The following is a 17,133-nucleotide window of genomic DNA, read 5'->3' as shown; positions in this document are numbered from 1 at the left end:
GATGTCATGCATGCCATAGCGATTGGAACACTTGGCATCATGTGCTGCAGCCGTCCCGGCAGTCCGCCCTTTTCAGATGAAGGCTACTGCAGGAGACTGACCATACTCGGAAAAAAATACGGAATACGAGTCATCGTTTTTTGCCCGGCAGATGCCTCGAAGGACCGCAGCTTCGTTGAGGGCTACACTTACAAGCAAAGCGAATGGCGTAAAGACCGGTTCCCTTTTCCCGACATTGTATACGATCGTTGTCTGTTTCACAGGGGAAAAGAATTCATGGATGCGGCAAGTCTTCTTTCGGAGGCGCGCTTTGCGAAAAGGTGGGTGCTTTGGTCCCGGGGACTTCCGGGCAAATGGAGGGTATACCAGGTCTTGAAAAAAGAGCGCTCCCTCCTCTCTCATCTTCCGGTTACCGGGGTTTTCCGGGGAAATGAAAGCCTGATCAGCAGTTTAGAGGCTTTTAACAGTGAAGTCTTCCTGAAGCCCAGAGGCGGTTCTCAAGGAAAAAACACGCTTTATATACGGAAAGATCCGGAATCAGGAACCATGCTCATTAAGGGCAGAGATTCTCTCAACCGGTTCATCGAAAAGAACTTTGCATCAACGGCCGGCGGTTTACAGTGGATTCGGCAGTTTACTGAAAACCGCGAATATATCATCCAGCCGTTTCTGCATTTGTACAGCAAGAACAACCGGCCTTTTGATGTCAGGGTGTTAATGCAGAAAAATGAAAAAGGGTTGTGGATGCGAACCGGCATGGCGGTCCGGGAGGGCGCCGCGGGGAGCATAACCTCCAACCTTCACGGCGGCGGAAAAGCCCTTCCCGTACTTCCGTATCTAAGCGAACAATTCGAAGCTAAACAGGCAGAACATATGACGGAAATCCTCGGGCAGATATCTGAGACCATTCCGCCGATTCTGGAAAGTCATTTTGGCAGGCTTGGAGAACTGGGCATCGACTTCGGGATCGATACGAAAGGGAATTTGTGGCTGCTGGAGGTCAACTCCAAGCCAGGACGCACCTCCATCCGGCATGCCGGTGATCCAGACAGCGCTGTTCTCGCTTCGGAAAATCCGCTCCGTTATGCCCGCTATCTATTGCTTCGACAACTTAGGAGGGTAAATTGATGAGTTTGACTTTTTGTAATGTTCATTTTTCGCAGCAGCCCGAGAAAGTCGTCTATATATCCAATACACTTATGAAAAGCTTGAAGCTGTCCGGCAAGAAAAACATCCAGCTCCGTCTCGGCAATGACACCATTCATGCTGCCGTAAAATCCATCAAGAAGCCGGGCAAACATCTTTTTCTCGGCTCGGCTGTCCGGAGCGGTATCCATATTCCATCCGCCGGCGGCATCTATATACGAAACCTGCAAGAAGATGAGGTTCAACTCGGACCTTTGATTGGCGTGCTCTCTGATGGACCAACGAACACCTCGCAGCCATTCTCATCCCGCACGGGATTTATCAAACAGCTGCTTCGCGAGGGTAAAAAGAAATGCTATATTTTTGCTTTTACGCCGAAGGACATCAACTGGCAGAAGGATACGGTGAACGGCTATTTTCTGGGTGATAACGGCAACTTTTACCGAAAAGCCGTACCTCTGCCCGATGTTGTCTACAACCGTCTTCCCAGCCGAAAAGCTGAAACCTCATCTTCGATCAACCAGCTAAGAGAACGTCTCAGCCGTAGAAGAATTCCGTACTTCAACTGGAGCTTTTTTAACAAGTCGGATATATACCGCCTGCTTGAAAACGACAACACCGTTAACCTGTATGTACCGGAATCCCACATGAGCCCGACACCGGAAAAAATCAAGGAGATGCTGGAAAGACACCAGTTTCTCTACTATAAGCCTTCAGCGGGAAGTTTAGGGAAGGGGATTTACCGCCTGACCTATCTGCCCAAAAAGGGATATTTTGCACGCTACCGCAAAGGAAGCGGCAATGTACTGCTTCGGTTCAGCACATTCAACAGCATGATGAAGATGCTGCAATCCAGGCATGGCCGTACACTTGATTCTTATGTGATCCAGCAGGGCATCCGCTTGGTTGAAATCGACAATTGCCCGATCGACTTCCGGTTCCATATGCATAAAAACGGTAATAACAAATGGGTTGTCGTCGGGGTAGGTGCGAAAAAGGCAGGACGGGGCAGCGTTACAACACATTTAAAAAATGGAGGATCACTACTGACTCCTGAACAGGCACTGAGTCGTACCTTTGGTTCCAAATCGGATGAGGTACTGCAAAATGCCAAAAAAATCGCTATTACGCTTGCCGAGGGTATTGAGTTCCACCACCAGCATCTGCTTGGAGAAATTGGATTTGATCTCGGGATTGACCAGGATGAAAAGGTATGGATGTTTGAAGCCAATGCCAAACCCGGCCGCTCCATATTCAGCCATCCTTCCCTGCGGTCGGAAGGGAAAGCTTCTGTGGAACATATCCTCGAACACTGCCTTTATCTGAGTAAATTCCGCAGGAGGGATTCTGAGTGACGAATGTAAATGCTGATGAGAGCAAGCCCGTCGTCGCAATCTTAACCATGCCGGGCGGGCCCGGCTTTTTCCGGGGAAATCAGGCCAACTTTCAGGATATCGTCAGGACAGGACAGGAAATGGGATTTCCTGTCTATGTCGTGACTCTCAGGGATCTCAAGCTAAACGGAGAGAAAATCAAGGGATTTACGCTGAATGCAAATGACGAGTGGGAACAGCAGCTTTTCCCACTCCCTCAAGTCATCTACAATCGTATTCCGCAGCGCGAGGATGAACAGAAGCCAGCCGTACGCCGCAAAATCAAGGAATGTCTGATGCATCCAACCATCAAATTTTACAACCCTTATTTTTTTAATAAATGGCATTTGTTTGAATGGCTCAAAAAATCAAAATCAACCCAGCATCTCGTGCCGAAGACAAAAAGATTCCGCAGTGATCCTGGACTTCAAAAAATGCTCGAACGCTATCCTTGCCTCTATTTGAAACCCGAAAGCGGAAAGGCCGGAAAAGGTATTATGATGCTGAAATACCAGAAGGACAAACTGCTTCCCTATCGTCTGAAGGTACAGCATCATAAAAACAGCACCACCTACAAAGGAGCGAATATACAGCGTCTATGGGCGCGCATTAAGATCGAAACCGGGGTCAGCCCCTATATAATACAGCAGGGCATTGAGCTGGCTGCCGTTGACAATCGTCCGTTTGATTTGCGGGTCCTGCTGCAGAAGACGGAGAAAGGCCAATGGGGTGTTACAGGAATAGGCGCACGTATGGCCGGCTCCAAAAGTATAACAACTCATGTCCCGCGGGGAGGCACAATCGAAGATCCGAACAGAATGCTCGCAGTCGTTTATGGTTTCGATAAAGCGCCTGGCATCATGAATCGGGTGAAAACGACTGCCGTTGTCATCGCCAGACAGATCGAGAAGGCATCCGGCTACGCTCATGGTGAAATGTCCATGGATCTTGGGATGGATGCTGCAGGCAGCATATGGTTTTTTGAGGCGAACGCCAAGCCTATGAAATTCGATGAGCCCCATATCCGTCAAAAATCGCTCGAACGTATTTTCCAATACTGCCAATACCTCGCGAGCCACTAGAAGTCGTCATGTCAAAGGAAGTGATTTTAAACATGCAAGTTGCATCCCTGCTCTCCTTTCCCCGTAAAGAATGGAGCCGCAAGCACGCCCAAGTGATGCGGTTCCTGTTCGAGTATGGTGGAAAGCAGACGTTAGGTAAAGATTATATCAAGCTAGCTCAAGCAAACGAATATACCTTGCTGCAGCCCGGCACCTCCTTGCTTACGGCAACCGTACGCGGGGAGACTGGCCCTGTTTTGATAGGCGCATCTTTTATTCAAGATTATGGTGAAGAAGCCTTTCTGATCGCTGTTCATCCGCTTTATCGATGGAAAGGAATCGGCTACTCCCTTTTATCCAAGCAGCTTGCCCTGCTTGGGAAAATGCAATGCCATGCAGGTCTAAATCAGCTTCCCTTCCTGAACCTTTGCTTCCGCGCAGGACTTACCGCCTCCTCTCTGACAAAAGATCCATCAGGAAGAACTCTCCTGAAACTTGAAGGAGATTCGAACAATACGGTTCGCCTTCAGGCGGCCCCGATTAAAGAAGGTGAAACGTTGTGCCGATTCCCGTCTTAGGTATCTTGACGCTTTACATGAATGAGCAGAAACATCTTGAGGAAAAGCCCGTTTACCAAAAAATGATCATTGAAGGCCGTAAAGTGGGATTGGATGTATTCGTTTTTACACCAATGGACGTCAATGAGAGCAAACAAAAGATCTACGCACTGGAGTATGATACCAAAAAGGGTACTTGGGGGCGAAGCTGGCGCAGCTTCCCTCATATGATTTATGACCGCTGCCGCATCCAGAAGGGGTACCGGTTCACGCAGCTCCTCCAATTCCGGCGCCGCTACAGCCATCTATTATTTTTAAACCGGCCGCTGCGAAACAAATGGACGATATATGAGGTGCTTTCACGTAAGCCCGAATTCAAAAAGTATCTTCCGGAGACACATCTGTATCATGGACTTACTGATGCACATCAAATGCTGAAGAGAAGGCCGGTTATCTTCTTAAAGCCGATTAATGGAACTGGTGGTCGCGGGATTTTACGGATAGAGCGGTTGAGGGAGAACTCCCAATACTATATTCAAGGGAGAAACCAGCAGCGGAAAATCATTGCACCTCAGAAAATACACGCTTCCCGTCTGGGGGCCGTTTTACAGAGCTGGAATATGAAAGACCGTTATCTGGTGCAAGAGGGCATCCCTATTGACCTTCCGGACGGCCGCGTCCATGATTACCGCATGCTGGTGCAGAAAAACAAAGAAGGCATCTGGCAGCTCACCGGCATAGCCGGCAGAGTGGGAGCTCCGCGAAGCATTACCTCAAATTTGCATGGAGGTGGGCATGCGGTAACCATGAATTCCATACTGGATAAATGGATAGAAGATGCGGAGAACCGTCAAAAGGTCGAGAAGCGTGCAGAGAAGCTGGGCCTCGGGGTAGCTGCTTTTCTGGAAGGACAATACGGCGCATTATGTGAACTGGCTCTGGATTTGGCGATAAACAAAAAAGGGCATATTTACCTTCTGGAGGTAAATCCCAAACCCGCAAGGGAAGTTTTTTCGCAAATCGGTGATGCCGACATGTACCGACAGGCCATAGTGAGACCGCTGGAGTATGCCGTTTGGCTGTATGGGCAAAGAGAGGAATCTAAAAAAACCAACAAACCGCAGTAAACCTGCGGCCTGTTGGCTTCTTTCATTTGTATTCAAAATCATTATGTAATCGATACCGCTTCGGCTTCATCATACAGTTTCAGAAGCTCCGAGAAAGAGGATATCCGTACATCCGATCCCTTTAGCTCGTCATGATTACCAAATCCGGCATAAGCGCAGCCAATTACACCGAGATCATTTTTCTTTCCGGCTTCCACGTCCGAAGAGCGGTCTCCCACCATCCATGCGGAATGAACCTGTTCCTGCTCAAGCAGTATTTTCACCAAATCCACTTTGGAAAGCGTGCCTTGCTTGCCTGCGCTGTACAGTCCATCAAAAAGATTAGCCAGTTCATGTGTATCCACGATACCGCTGATATAATGCTCCAATCCGTTGCTCGCAACATACAGCTTTACACCTTGCTTATGCAATGCTTCCAGCGTTGCCTTGACTTCCGGATACAGCAACGTCTCACCGCCGGCCAATCCCTCCAGTTCAAGCTGAAGCAGCAGTTCATTGGCCCGGTTATGGGCTTGTACACTGCCATCTGGCATAACAACCTTCCATATATCTTCCAGAAGCATACCTAGGCTGCCCAGCATCCGTTCTTCCGGAGGTGTTGGCGACGTATACAAGCCTTCACTTCGCAGCGTGTCGAACAGCTTGTGGTATGCAGGCAGAAGTACGGATTCAGTTTGAAATAATGTTCCATCCATATCAAAAATCATTGCCTCAGGCCTGGTCAGTTTACTTGGGTTACTCATCAATTAGCATCGTCCCTTCTGTCACTTCGGTGTGCGCATACGGTCTGGCGCCTTGCTTATAGCCTATCATAAGGGAAGCCCTACCCGGTTGTAAACCAAACAAACAGGCGCCCTGTGGCAGGAACGCCTTATTCTACCCAAGCCTTTTTTTCATTTGTTCAGAAGATTCTCTTCTGAGTACGATCATCCTTAATGATCTCCACCGCTTCCCTGAAACGGGTTGCATGAACAATCTCACGCTCGCGCAGAAACTTCAAGCTGTCCTGCAGATCTACATCATCCGTCATATCGATCAGCCATTGATATGTAGCCCGAGCCTTCTCCTCCGCTGCAATATCTTCATACAGGTCCGCAAGCGGATCACCTTTAGCTTGGATATAAGCTGCTGTAAATGGCACTCCAGAAGCATTATTATAGAAAAGGGCCTTGTCATGAGCGGCATAATGGGCGCCAAGGCCAGCGCATTCAAGTTGCTCGACGGTGGCATCCTTCGTCAATTTATAGACCATCGTCGCAATCATTTCCAAGTGGGCGAATTCTTCGGTGCCAATATCGTTCAATACGCCAATAACTTTATCAGGAATGGTGTAGCGCTGATTTAAATAGCGCAGGGCCGCTGCCAATTCACCATCAGCGCCTCCATACTGCTCGAGCAAATATTTCGCCATTGTCGGATCGCATTTGCTGACACGAACCGGATACTGCAGCTTCTTCTCATACACCCACATGAGTTTGGACAGCCTCCTTTAAGAATAAAGTCTCGTTATACCTGCCATGGCCAAGGTGCTTGCGGCCATTCAAACGGAAACCTGGAATAGGCATGCCCAAAATTCATCAATGGTCCGTACAGCTCCTGAAATTGTCTGACGAGCGGAATACGTTCCTGGGCAAGCCGGTTATACTGTTCAACGCTTTTCAAATCATCCGGATGGGTGTCCAGATACAGGTTCAGCTCGACCAAAGCAAAATCAACGACCTGGATCTTTTCCAAAAGCTCATAATACCGCTGATCGATCGCTGCACCCTTTTGCGTTTCCGGTTTCATATTTGCCGGACTTACATGTTCAGGATTCAGATTTTCCGACATCAGGCTTCCCCCTCCTGTACGCTCCGGTTCGGACTGTATGGGCTGTACAAGTTAGGCCACAGCGTCCCTCTAGTTAAAGCTTCCTGCAGACTGAACTGCGGCCAATCCAGTGGTTGAAATGTGATATATTGGTTTGGCGGAATGACATATGTTCTGTAAAGCATTGGCGGACATGGATCAAACGGCCCTATGAAGGGCTTATAGACTCGCACCTGGTTGTTCACATTCACCAAAGGCTCCTCCTTCTGTATCAAGGTATCAGGCCGATGACACGAAAAAGCCATCAGTCTCTTCGTAACTAACATATGAGGCATTCGTGGAAACTGAACAAAAATTTACGAAAAAAACAAAGAACTCCCTCGAAACAAGCCGAAACTTGTCCAGGGAGTTCTTTATCCTATAACTTGATTTTGATCTGAAATAATCCAGCTTTGCGGACAGCCGAATAGATAATAACCACCAGGGGGCCGATGAATACACCAATCACCCCGACCAATTTAAAGCCAATGTACATGCTTACCAGCGCTGAAAGCGCTCCGATCCCGACGGAATCGCCTATTACCTTCGGTTCGATAACCCGCCTTGCCACAGTAATGACAATAAAGAGAAGCGACAGCCCGAAGCCTGTATAGGAGTCCCCTACAATAAACAAATAGACAGCCCATGGAATGAGGACAGAGCCAACGCCAAGTATTGGCAAAATATCCACGAACATGATCAGCATGGCGATCGCAAGCGGGTAATGAATGTTTAGAATGAGCAGACCTGTCAACGTGACGACATACGTGAAGGCACTGAGTATCATCTGGGCCTGTATAAAACCGAAAATCGATCTTTTCAAGCTCTGCAGTACCTGCTGAATCTGCCCTTGCATCTCCTCTTCAAACAGGGATAGCAGTCCTGAGCGAAGCGTGGGCAGACCATAGCTGAATAAGTACACTGCGACAAAGAATACGACGAAAAACACGAAAGTACCGGGAATACCTTTTGCAAAATTCAAGAACGTGGAGGATAATGTGTTCGCAAAAGACTCCGCGTACTGCGTAACATTCGAAAGAAAGACTCTTAGACTTTCAGCCAGATCAGGTTGAATGCGGTCAAGCCACCCCCGGGCTTGTATCATGGTATTCTGCGTAAATTCGTTGGCAGCCGCAAAATACGAAGGGGCGTTCTTCCAGTAATCCACAAGCTGACCAAATACCTGCAGTCCCAGCATGTACACCAGAAGCAGAACCAGAAGCAGAAACAAGGTACATGTGAAGGAAGCGGCCGCAACCCGGTTCCATTTCAATTTGGACATTATCATGCCATGAATAGGCTCCAGTGAAATGGCAACCAGGGCAGCCAGCAGAAACGGTGCTCCCGCCGTAAACAGAATATACAGCAGTAAAAGCCCGATTCCGATGAGAAGCAGCTGTTTCCCTGACATTAATCACCTCTTAATCCTCGTTGTCCGCCCCTTCTCCTTCGCTTGTTGTGTCGGCTGCGGCAACGCGATGGATGTTGACCCGGGTAATCCGGAGTCTCGTAGATTCTTCGACCTCAAAAATAAAATTATTCATTTGAATCATCATGCCCTTAACCGGATTGCCTTGCAATTCCTTGAACAGCCAGCCGCCGATGGAGTCCACTTCATCATCCTCGATAATAACGCCTGTCAGATCGTTCACATCTTCAATCAGCATACGTCCGTCGACGGAGATGAAGTCCTCCTGAATCTCTACATCAGGCCGCTCATCTTCAAATTCGTCATACAACTCGCCTACGATCTCTTCCAGAATTTCTTCAGCGGTCAGTATCCCAGCAGTACCTCCGTACTCATCCACAACCAGTGTCAGCTGGGCATGCTTCTTCTGCATCAGACGGAGTACATGGCTGATCTCCATTGACTCGGGTACATTCAGGATCGGCCGTACGAGCGAAGTGAGTTCTTTCTGATGCTCTTCATCTGCAAGTAAAAAATCAGTAATATGCACAAATCCGAGTATCTGATCCTTGTCCTCCACGGCAATAGGATAGCGGGAATGCTTCGTTTCATTGATGATTCTGAGATTCTCTTCAAGCGTATTGTTCGTGTACAGGCAGTCCATATCCGTACGGGGCAGCATGATTTCGCGCGCCAGCAGATCGGAGAATTCAAAGATGTTGTCCATCAACTTCATCTCATCCTTGTCGATCACTCCGCTTTTGGCACTCTGATTCATTAATATGCGGATTTCCTCTTCAGAATGCGCAGCTTCTGATTCCGTTGCCGGCTGTACGCCGAATAACCGCAAAATCACATTAGCGGATGCGTTAAGCAGCCAAATGAACGGGAAAAATATTTTATAGAAAAGCATCAACGGAGCGGATAAAAGCAGCGCTGCCCCTTCTGTTTTCTGAATCGCCAGAGACTTTGGTGCAAGCTCTCCAAGAACGATATGTAGAAAGGTAATAATACAGAATCCGATAATAACGGACACCGTTGCAATCAACGTGCGGTCCGTAATCCCTGCTTTATACATGAGCGGCTGTACCAGGAGATGCGATATGGCAGGCTCGCCAATCCAGCCCAGTCCCAGGGATGCCAGCGTAATCCCAAATTGGGTAGCGGATAAATAGGCATCCAGCTTATTGTTTACTTTTAAAGCATAAGTTGCCATGCGGTTGCCTTCGCTCACCAGCTGCGTCAGCCTGGACTGGCGCATCTTTACAAGCGAGAACTCCGCCGCGACAAATACTCCGTTAAAGAATACAAGCAGCAAAACCAGGAAAAGGTTGTATAATAGCTTGCCTATTTCTAACTCCCCGTCCAAATGAAACGCCCCATTTCTTATAATATGTTAGCTTGCCTTATGCTAAAATCCGTATTCTTATAATACATGTCCTTCACCAGTAAATTCGGTCCGCAGCATCCTGCCGCATCACAATGGCAGTTGATCGTTTTGTTCAGCGGATGATCCATTTGCCAAGCATTGAAAATATCATCAAGCCGACTGGTCTGAATATTTCCGAATGGAGGAACATCTGAAAAGTCGGTCACATATATATCTCCGGAAAACAAGTTGACATTGACACGGTTGCGCCCATCCGGATCATTCCGGACGGTTACATTCGGCTCCGACGCTAGACGGCGGATAAGCTTCATTTCATCGGGATTACTGCTGCACGCAAAAAACGGCAGGGTTCCAAACAGCATCCACATCTCCGGGTCACGGACGTCCAGCAAAGAATCAATAGCCTTCCGAGTTTCCTCCAGTGAAAGCACCGGCAGGGTGCTAGCAAAATTGGAAGCATACATCGGATGAACTTCATGACGCTTGCAGCCCATTTCCTGTATTAGTTTGTGAATTCCAGCCAGCTTTGTATGCGTACGATAATTAATCATCGACTCGGCTGAAATAAACATCCCCGCTTCGCTGAGTTTGACGGAATTCTCCATCATTTTATCGTACATACGGTAAGCCGTTTCCTTCGGAACTGGATGATTGCTGTTGGCAAAGCCCACCTCATGGAAATCGTCGCCATTTAAATAATTGAATGAAATATGCATCACATCCAGATACGGAAGCATCTTCTCGTACCGGCTAATATCCAGAGTCAGATTGGAATTAATCTGCGTCCGAACGCCGCGTTCTTTGGCGTAGCGGAGCAGAGGCACAATGACCTCATTCACAGTCTTTTCGCGGAAGGACGGCTCGCCCCCTGTCAGACTGATCGTTTGTAAATGCTCAACCTCATCCAATTTTTTCAGCATCAGATCAAGCGGCAAAAAATCCGCTTCCTTCATAACGAGCATATCTCCTACGGCGCAATGCTCACAACGCATGTTGCATAAATGAGTGACTGTCATTTCCACACTCGTCAGCACATGACGTCCATATGCTCGGAGCGAAACAATAGGATCCCAAGGATCATTGATAGGCGACAGTTTTACAGTATTCATTCTATTCCTCACCTTATTTCTTTATTTAACCCATCCGAATCAATTTCATAATACCTTAAGCAGCTTCAATCAAGGCTATATATAGATCCAAACGGTTTTATTGGTATATATATAGTTTCAAATTTATCGTTTGAGTGAGTTATGAAATTGATTCATCCAAGCAGGCAATTATTGCAGACTGTTTCTCCAGACGTGTTCCGGTTTGGAAACACAATTCGGCAGATACGCTTCCTTTTATCATACCATGAAGTGAACAAAAACTCTCCGCCTGCTTCCCTTATCGATCAGAGTCTCCCTGCACGACTTCGTGCTCGGACCTCTCAAAAAAGGACAGCCAGCCAGGAAGCCACCAGTTGGCTTTGCCTAAAAGCTTCATCAAAGCAGGCACCAGCAGAATCCGGACGATTGTCACATCAATCAGAACAGAGGCGGTTAGACCAAGCCCCAGTGCTTTCATTAATTCATTGTCCGTAAACATGAACGCACCTGCAACAACAGCTAGTATAAGGGCCGCCCCGGTGATCATCCCCCCGGTTCTCTGCAATCCTATGGCTGTGCTCCGTTCATTATTCCTTTCCTTACTGTATGCCTCCGCAATCCGTGACAGCATCATCACTTCGTAATCCATCGAAATTCCAAATACCACACAGAAAATGAGAACGGGTAATACGGCAAACACGCTGCCGGTGTAACTGACTTGAAGCCAGTCAGCCCCATACCCTCGCTGAAAAACAAGTGTAACCAGTCCGAAGCTGGCTCCAAGGCTCAGCAAGTTCATCACAACCGCCTTCAGCGGCAGCAGAACCGACCGGAAAGCAGCAAAAAGAATGATATAGGTCAGCAGCAGAACAGTGATAAGTACATAAGGAATTCCGCTTTGGATTCTATCCATAATATCCAGCTTATAAGCCGGGGGACCGGTTACATAGATACTCATTTCTCCCGGTGGATGCTGCCGAAGCTCTTGCACCAGCTTCACCGTAGCCGGATCCGTTTCGCCGCCCTCCGGCACAACGGCAATAACCGCAGCATTCCCCCTGGCAGCATGACGCTTCTCTATCTCGCTCTGCAGCTGGGTGCTCATGACATCGGAATCTTCCTTGAGGAAGCTGGCGTAGCTTTCAACTCGGTGGACCCCGGAGAGTTCTCTGAGCTTGGACATATATAATTTCATCTGCCAGATAGACTCCGGCTCCTTATAATCCTGATTCAATTCGACAGCGACCGTGATCGCGTTAGCTTCTTTCATATCGTAGGCCTTTTTCATCAGTTCTGCACCATACCGGGATTCATACGACGGCGGAAGCACCTCTGCTGAAGGAATCCCCAGTTTCATATGCAGCGCTGGTAGTATAGCTGCCAACAGGGCAACCGTAACCACGGTGGCGACTACGACCGGGCGCGCCATAATGAGCTCTGAAATCCGGATCCAGGCCTGACTGCTGACACGGTTATGTTCCTTCTTTTTCCGAAATCTGACCGGCCAGGCAAATATCCTGTATCCTAGGATGCCAAGCAGCGCTGGTAGAAGTGTGCTTGCAGCCAGCACTGATGCAAGCACAACCAGCATCCCCCCCAAAGCAAGAGAACGGAAGACAGGGAGCTGGATGAAATTCAGTGCGAGCAGGCCGGCCATAACAGCCCCGCCGGAATACATCAAGGATCTGCCGGCAGTCTTGCATGACGTATTCAGCGCATCCACTACCGTCCTGTTTTTCAGTTCCTCCCGGAAACGGCTCACCATAAACAATGCATAATCAATACCTACAGCAAGTCCAAGCATAGTCACCATGTTCGGCAGGAAGTTGCTGAGCGGTACGTCTTGGGCCGCCACAAAATAAAGGCTGCCCATCGTCACGGCAACACTTCCAAGTCCGACCGCGATGGGCAGGAGCGCAGCGGGAAGCGTGCCGAACAAGAGCAGCAGAATCAGAAGAGCTGCCGGAATCCCGAAGGACTCGGCCCGGACAATATCATGCCTGACTGCGCTGCTCATATCGTGATACACGGCAAGATTGCCGGTAATATATGTATGGGTCCCCTTTATCTGCGGTACAGCTGCTTTAATCTCTTCAAAATGACCTAAAGCTTCATTTGATGTCTCATTGAGCAGTACGGTAAAAGCTGTAACAGCGTCTTCACCCGTACGCCTGGAGACGATACTTGCATACATATCCTGAACGAACAGTTGACCGCGTAATGGAGCAAGCTCTTCCCATATTTTCGCCTGTGCTTCGGAAGTGGTCAGATTTTCACCGGATGTGCTTTCCATCACGATATCCAATGAAGCAGCCGACATCCCCAGCTTTTCCTCCAGAAAAACAATACCGCGTTCAGAAGAACTTCCGGTGGGTGTAAAGCCGCTGTCTTGAAGCAAGGAAGGCGTACGAACGGCAAAAAAGCCGAGAAAGCAAATCAAAAAGACCCATGCAAAAACGACAGCCCAGCGGTAGCGGAAAATAATGCTGCCCCACTGCCGAATCGGTGCTTTGATCTGTCGCTCCTTCATGGATCTGCCTCCTTAGTGCTCCAAGGAAATGGGCTGTGCATCCGCTGCATCCACTTCTGTAATAATGACAGACAGCGAGCGAGCCAGGTCCATTTCATAAGGCGTATGCAAAGTTTGACCTTCCGCATCGCCAAAGATTCGAATGACAGGACGATGCGGCGTACTCCGATGGATTCTGGATACAACGCCTGTTTCGCCTGTGCTTAATTTTACGGTCAATCCCGGCGGATAAATAACTACCCTGTCCCGGAACAGCTCCAGCTTTGTTTGTTCGTACAAAGTACCTGAACCCGCATACAGAACCTCTACGGCCTGATGCGGCAGCATAGCGGGTCTGTATACACGATGTGAGGTCATGGCATCATAGGAATCCGCGAGAGCCACCCACTGCGCGTACTCATGGATGTCATCCCCCTGAATTCCACGCGGATATCCGCTCCCGTTCAGACGTTCATGATGCTGAAAAGCACAGTGCGCAGCAAGAAGAGGGATGTTCGGCTCATCCTTTAATATCTTATAGCCGATATCCGTATGGGCCTGTATCATCCGAAACTCTTCATCTGTCAGCTTCTGCGGCTTGACCAGTACACGCTGCGGGATTTGCGTTTTTCCGATATCATGCAGAAGTGCCCCGAGTCCAAGCACCATCAGTTGCACCTCCGTATATCCGTTGGCTATGCCGAGAACGAGCGTATACACGCATACATTCAGGGAATGTTTATACAAATATTGATCCGCTGTATTCATATCCATTAGCAAAATCATGGATTCCTCCTGGGAGCTGACATCACTCAGGATGGATTCCATCACTTTGCTAAAATCTTTTCCCAGATGAAAATACCCCTTTGTCATCTTTGAAGTTTCAGACAGGCGCTGAAAATTCTTGCGAATATTCTGCAGGGCATTGCGGCGTGTTTCTTCTTGAAGCATTTCCGGAATATGTATACCTTCTGTCAAACCGTCTTCTATATAAATATAGCCGATATCCAGCTCAATGAGCCGTCGGATCAGCGGAGCTGTCAACACAACACCATCGGCCAAAAGAATGACTCCTTCGTCACTATATATCTTTTTGCCGATCCTCATTCCTTCCTGAAGCTTACGAACGGGTACCAAACGCAAAGCATATCCTCTCCTGCCCTGAATAACGGACTATAGGCGGCCAAGGCGCCGTTATTCGCTTTAATCTGTATACTTTTAAACCTATACCACATTGTATAATTGATGTTCAGATGCCAACACCGTTATTCCGAGCTAACCTTCCTTGGCCAGGCAAAAATCGGAATTACCGCATAATGAAGAGCCAAAAAACAATGGCCAAAATGAACCGGTACACTGCAAAATGGGTAAGCCTTATTTTTTGGATCAATTTCATGAATACAATCACGACAATATAAGCAACGACGAAAGCCAAAATGAATCCGATGGCAAACAACCCCAGCGTATCACTGGTCAAGTTTTTATATGAATCCAGCATCTCATATCCTGAAGCTGCAACCATAATTGGAATAGCAATCAGAAATGAAAAATCCGCCGATGCCTTGTAGCTTGCTCCAGACAGCATTCCGCCGGAAATTGTTGATCCTGAGCGTGAGAATCCCGGCCACAGTACGGAAAGAATTTGGTATATACCAATGAGAAAAACCTGCTTGTAGCTCAGTTCATCCATGGTTTCGGCTGTAATTCTAGCTTTAGATTTATTAAACCATTCCGCAAAGATCATAAACACGCCACCAGCTATCAATGCCCAAATAACGGTGCTTGCACTGAATAGGCTTTTGATAAAATCTCTGGCGAAAAACGCAACAATGAGTGCAGGTGCGATACCAATGATGACATGCAGCAGATTCAGACGCTTGGCCGGAATGATGCTGTTTGGTGATGAATTGATCCTTTTGATACCTAACAAATCGAGTATGCGCCGCCAGTATACCAATGCGATTGCAAGGATCGCGCCTAGCTGAATGACCACCTCGAAGGTTTTCATGGTCGGATCCTGGTCATTGTAGCCAAGCAGCTTCGATGTCAGAATCATATGACCGGTTGAAGAAACCGGAATGAATTCCGTAATTCCCTCCACTATCCCTAATATGACCGCCGTAATTGTATCCATTTCTTCCTCCCCCAGGAAATCTTAATGGGATATCTCCCATCTGCACTGCTCACTTTGGTCAAGACTTCCCGGATGCTGGAGCTCAAGGCGCAGCAGATCACGCAAAAAGTCAGGCAGCATAAACTTGGGACTTTGTCCCAAAGCAATACGCTCATAGCCAATACCAAATGTAAACATGTCTAGCGTTCCAACCTCGTATTCTTGTTCGTCCTCCAGCGGCTCTCCCATGAATGAAATTTGGACAATCCTATCATAAGGGATACGGCCTACATCATACAAGACTTGCAAGCCATCAACCGCTAGATTTCCCAGGATTTCACCGCGGAAGCCAAAGCCCCTGATCTCACGGCTCCAGAATTCGGAGAGCAGACTTTGCTCAAGGGAATGACGAATATCCTGCCCTTTCAGCTTAACGACACAGGCATTAATCGGTGACGGACACAACATGTGCAGCATTCCAGCTGAAATGCCTCCCTGCGGAAGCTCACCAAGAAGTTGTCCCGTGTTCACAATCGAGATATCCGTCTTCGTATATCTCCTTACAGCCTGCGCCAACAAGTTCCCAAACGGGGATTCCTCTGTATAACTCAGAGGCAGTGTTCGGTCCGTAACCGCTACGGTCTCGCTCAACGCCTCAGCGGCATGCATACGATGTCCTTCCAGTGCGCCGCTGACTATTTCATCCAGAATGTTTGTATCTACGGGCACGCAGTTCCCCTCCGTTACACGGAAGCTCCCGTCAGCCTGCTGCTCCATCCGTATTTTACCGACATAGCTGCCAAACTTACCTGCTGCGCAAACCGCCGTATTGCCAATCAGAAGCGGCTCTTCAAGCAGATGATGGGTATGACCGCCCAGGATTACATCAATGCCCTGAAGATGCTCTGCAAGCCGTTGATCGGTCGCAAGCCCGAGATGAGATAATACGATCACAATATCCACTTGGGGACGAAGCTCCTCAACCTCCCGTTTGATTGCAGCTTCCGGCTCCAATGCCTTAAGACCCAGCAGCTCATAAAATGCAGCAAACGGAGCTGTAGCCCCCGTGATACCAATTTTAATATTTCCTTTTTCGATGATCGTATGTTTCTTCATCCAGTGCGGGGGAGCATCAGTAGCTTCCTCTATAATATTGCAGCATACCACCTGCGCCAGAAGCCCTGCATAGGCACTGCTCAGATCTTCAGGCGTAAGCGTCAGTCCTTCATTGTTGCCTATCGTAATCACGTCATAGCCGGTCAAATTCATAATATCGACGTTTACCCCGCCCATCGTACCTTCTGTTTCCATAGCCGTCCGATCCATGTGATCTCCGATATCCACCAGCAGCAGAGGACCTTCACCTTCCGCATCGCGCTCGCTGGCAATAAATGCTGCAATGGAACTTACCTTTTCAAAATGGCTGTGTATATCATTTGTATGCAGTATGGTTATGGATTTAGATTTAGGCTGGTTCCCCTGCATTGCTAAAGTCCTCCCTTTCTTCCCGGGT

General features: G+C 48.3%; 16 protein-coding genes. 5 read left to right on the top strand and 11 right to left on the bottom strand.

The window, feature by feature from the left end:
* The first annotated feature begins 6 nt into the window (after window positions 1-6).
* The 5 genes from E6W40_RS03200 to E6W40_RS03180 are packed head-to-tail and all read left to right on the top strand — an operon-like array spanning window position 7 to window position 5,264.
* Complete coding sequence (locus E6W40_RS03200) at window positions 7-1,128, top strand: YheC/YheD family endospore coat-associated protein (RefSeq protein ID WP_136604158.1); 1,122 nt, start codon at window positions 7-9, stop codon at window positions 1,126-1,128.
* Window positions 1,128-2,501 (top strand): YheC/YheD family endospore coat-associated protein, encoded by a 1,374-nt coding sequence (locus E6W40_RS03195; protein WP_136604157.1) that lies wholly within the window; start codon window positions 1,128-1,130, stop codon window positions 2,499-2,501. The genes E6W40_RS03200 and E6W40_RS03195 overlap by 1 nt, the downstream gene beginning before the upstream one ends.
* 47 nt (window positions 2,502-2,548) lie before the next feature.
* On the top strand, window positions 2,549-3,601 hold the full coding sequence (locus E6W40_RS03190; protein WP_136606808.1) for a YheC/YheD family endospore coat-associated protein: 1,053 nt from the start codon (window positions 2,549-2,551) through the stop codon (window positions 3,599-3,601).
* Window positions 3,602-3,633: 32 nt separating this feature from the next.
* On the top strand, window positions 3,634-4,158 hold the full coding sequence (locus E6W40_RS03185) for a hypothetical protein (RefSeq protein ID WP_136604156.1): 525 nt from the start codon (window positions 3,634-3,636) through the stop codon (window positions 4,156-4,158).
* Window positions 4,140-5,264 (top strand): YheC/YheD family endospore coat-associated protein, encoded by a 1,125-nt coding sequence (locus tag E6W40_RS03180; RefSeq protein WP_136604155.1) that lies wholly within the window; start codon window positions 4,140-4,142, stop codon window positions 5,262-5,264. The genes E6W40_RS03185 and E6W40_RS03180 overlap by 19 nt, the downstream gene beginning before the upstream one ends.
* A 41-nt stretch (window positions 5,265-5,305) precedes the next feature.
* Here the strand turns inward: E6W40_RS03180 and E6W40_RS03175 are convergent, their stop codons facing one another.
* The 11 genes from E6W40_RS03175 to E6W40_RS03125 form a co-directional block, all read right to left on the bottom strand.
* On the bottom strand, window positions 5,306-6,007 hold the full coding sequence (locus E6W40_RS03175; protein ID WP_136604154.1) for an HAD family hydrolase: 702 nt from the start codon (window positions 6,005-6,007) through the stop codon (window positions 5,306-5,308).
* A 158-nt stretch (window positions 6,008-6,165) separates the two neighbouring features.
* Window positions 6,166-6,735: a manganese catalase family protein gene (locus E6W40_RS03170; RefSeq protein ID WP_136604153.1), complete on the bottom strand. Its 570-nt coding sequence runs from the start codon at window positions 6,733-6,735 to the stop codon at window positions 6,166-6,168.
* Window positions 6,736-6,770: 35 nt separating this feature from the next.
* Window positions 6,771-7,052, bottom strand: a complete 282-nt coding sequence (locus E6W40_RS03165; protein WP_136606807.1) for a spore coat protein CotJB — start codon at window positions 7,050-7,052, stop codon at window positions 6,771-6,773.
* 41 nt (window positions 7,053-7,093) lie between these two features.
* Window positions 7,094-7,258, bottom strand: a complete 165-nt coding sequence (locus E6W40_RS29890) for a spore coat associated protein CotJA (RefSeq protein WP_246073047.1) — start codon at window positions 7,256-7,258, stop codon at window positions 7,094-7,096.
* A gap of 233 nt (window positions 7,259-7,491) precedes the next feature.
* On the bottom strand, window positions 7,492-8,523 hold the full coding sequence (gene ytvI / locus E6W40_RS03155; protein WP_136604152.1) for a sporulation integral membrane protein YtvI: 1,032 nt from the start codon (window positions 8,521-8,523) through the stop codon (window positions 7,492-7,494).
* A gap of 10 nt (window positions 8,524-8,533) precedes the next feature.
* Window positions 8,534-9,889, bottom strand: coding sequence for a hemolysin family protein (locus E6W40_RS03150; RefSeq protein WP_136604151.1), 1,356 nt, complete (start codon window positions 9,887-9,889; stop codon window positions 8,534-8,536).
* 17 nt (window positions 9,890-9,906) lie between these two features.
* On the bottom strand, window positions 9,907-11,019 hold the full coding sequence (gene yfkAB, locus E6W40_RS03145) for a radical SAM/CxCxxxxC motif protein YfkAB (RefSeq protein ID WP_136604150.1): 1,113 nt from the start codon (window positions 11,017-11,019) through the stop codon (window positions 9,907-9,909).
* 277 nt (window positions 11,020-11,296) lie between these two features.
* Complete coding sequence (locus E6W40_RS03140; protein ID WP_136604149.1) at window positions 11,297-13,528, bottom strand: MMPL family transporter; 2,232 nt, start codon at window positions 13,526-13,528, stop codon at window positions 11,297-11,299.
* A gap of 12 nt (window positions 13,529-13,540) precedes the next feature.
* Window positions 13,541-14,650 (bottom strand): HD-GYP domain-containing protein, encoded by a 1,110-nt coding sequence (locus tag E6W40_RS03135; protein WP_136604148.1) that lies wholly within the window; start codon window positions 14,648-14,650, stop codon window positions 13,541-13,543.
* A 163-nt stretch (window positions 14,651-14,813) separates the two neighbouring features.
* Window positions 14,814-15,641, bottom strand: coding sequence for an undecaprenyl-diphosphate phosphatase (locus E6W40_RS03130; protein WP_136604147.1), 828 nt, complete (start codon window positions 15,639-15,641; stop codon window positions 14,814-14,816).
* A gap of 21 nt (window positions 15,642-15,662) precedes the next feature.
* Entirely contained in the window at window positions 15,663-17,105 is a 1,443-nt protein-coding gene (locus E6W40_RS03125) for a bifunctional metallophosphatase/5'-nucleotidase (RefSeq protein ID WP_136604146.1), read from the bottom strand.
* Window positions 17,106-17,133: the final 28 nt, after the last annotated feature.

Origin of the sequence: Paenibacillus dokdonensis (assembly GCF_004916975.1) — a bacterium.
GTDB lineage: Bacteria > Bacillota > Bacilli > Paenibacillales > Paenibacillaceae > Paenibacillus_AQ > Paenibacillus_AQ dokdonensis.
The sequence above is the reverse complement of the archived record's forward strand: the minus strand, read 5'-3'. Positions and strand labels throughout refer to the sequence as shown.

Excerpts from the sequence above, each read along its gene's own strand:
- E6W40_RS03200 (WP_136604158.1), top strand. The coding sequence starts at position 7 with ATGCATGCCATAGCGATTGGAACACTTGGCATCATGTGCTGCAGCCGT.
- E6W40_RS03195 (WP_136604157.1), top strand. The coding sequence starts at position 1,128 with ATGAGTTTGACTTTTTGTAATGTTCATTTTTCGCAGCAGCCCGAGAAA.
- E6W40_RS03190 (WP_136606808.1), top strand. The coding sequence starts at position 2,549 with ATGCCGGGCGGGCCCGGCTTTTTCCGGGGAAATCAGGCCAACTTTCAG.
- E6W40_RS03185 (WP_136604156.1), top strand. The coding sequence starts at position 3,634 with ATGCAAGTTGCATCCCTGCTCTCCTTTCCCCGTAAAGAATGGAGCCGC.
- E6W40_RS03175 (WP_136604154.1), bottom strand. The coding sequence starts at position 6,007 with ATGAGTAACCCAAGTAAACTGACCAGGCCTGAGGCAATGATTTTTGAT.
- E6W40_RS03170 (WP_136604153.1), bottom strand. The coding sequence starts at position 6,735 with ATGTGGGTGTATGAGAAGAAGCTGCAGTATCCGGTTCGTGTCAGCAAA.
- E6W40_RS03165 (WP_136606807.1), bottom strand. The coding sequence starts at position 7,052 with ATGAAACCGGAAACGCAAAAGGGTGCAGCGATCGATCAGCGGTATTAT.
- E6W40_RS29890 (WP_246073047.1), bottom strand. The coding sequence starts at position 7,258 with ATGCTTTACAGAACATATGTCATTCCGCCAAACCAATATATCACATTT.
- ytvI (WP_136604152.1), bottom strand. The coding sequence starts at position 8,523 with ATGTCAGGGAAACAGCTGCTTCTCATCGGAATCGGGCTTTTACTGCTG.
- yfkAB (WP_136604150.1), bottom strand. The coding sequence starts at position 11,019 with ATGAATACTGTAAAACTGTCGCCTATCAATGATCCTTGGGATCCTATT.
- E6W40_RS03140 (WP_136604149.1), bottom strand. The coding sequence starts at position 13,528 with ATGAAGGAGCGACAGATCAAAGCACCGATTCGGCAGTGGGGCAGCATT.
- E6W40_RS03130 (WP_136604147.1), bottom strand. The coding sequence starts at position 15,641 with ATGGATACAATTACGGCGGTCATATTAGGGATAGTGGAGGGAATTACG.
- E6W40_RS03125 (WP_136604146.1), bottom strand. The coding sequence starts at position 17,105 with ATGCAGGGGAACCAGCCTAAATCTAAATCCATAACCATACTGCATACA.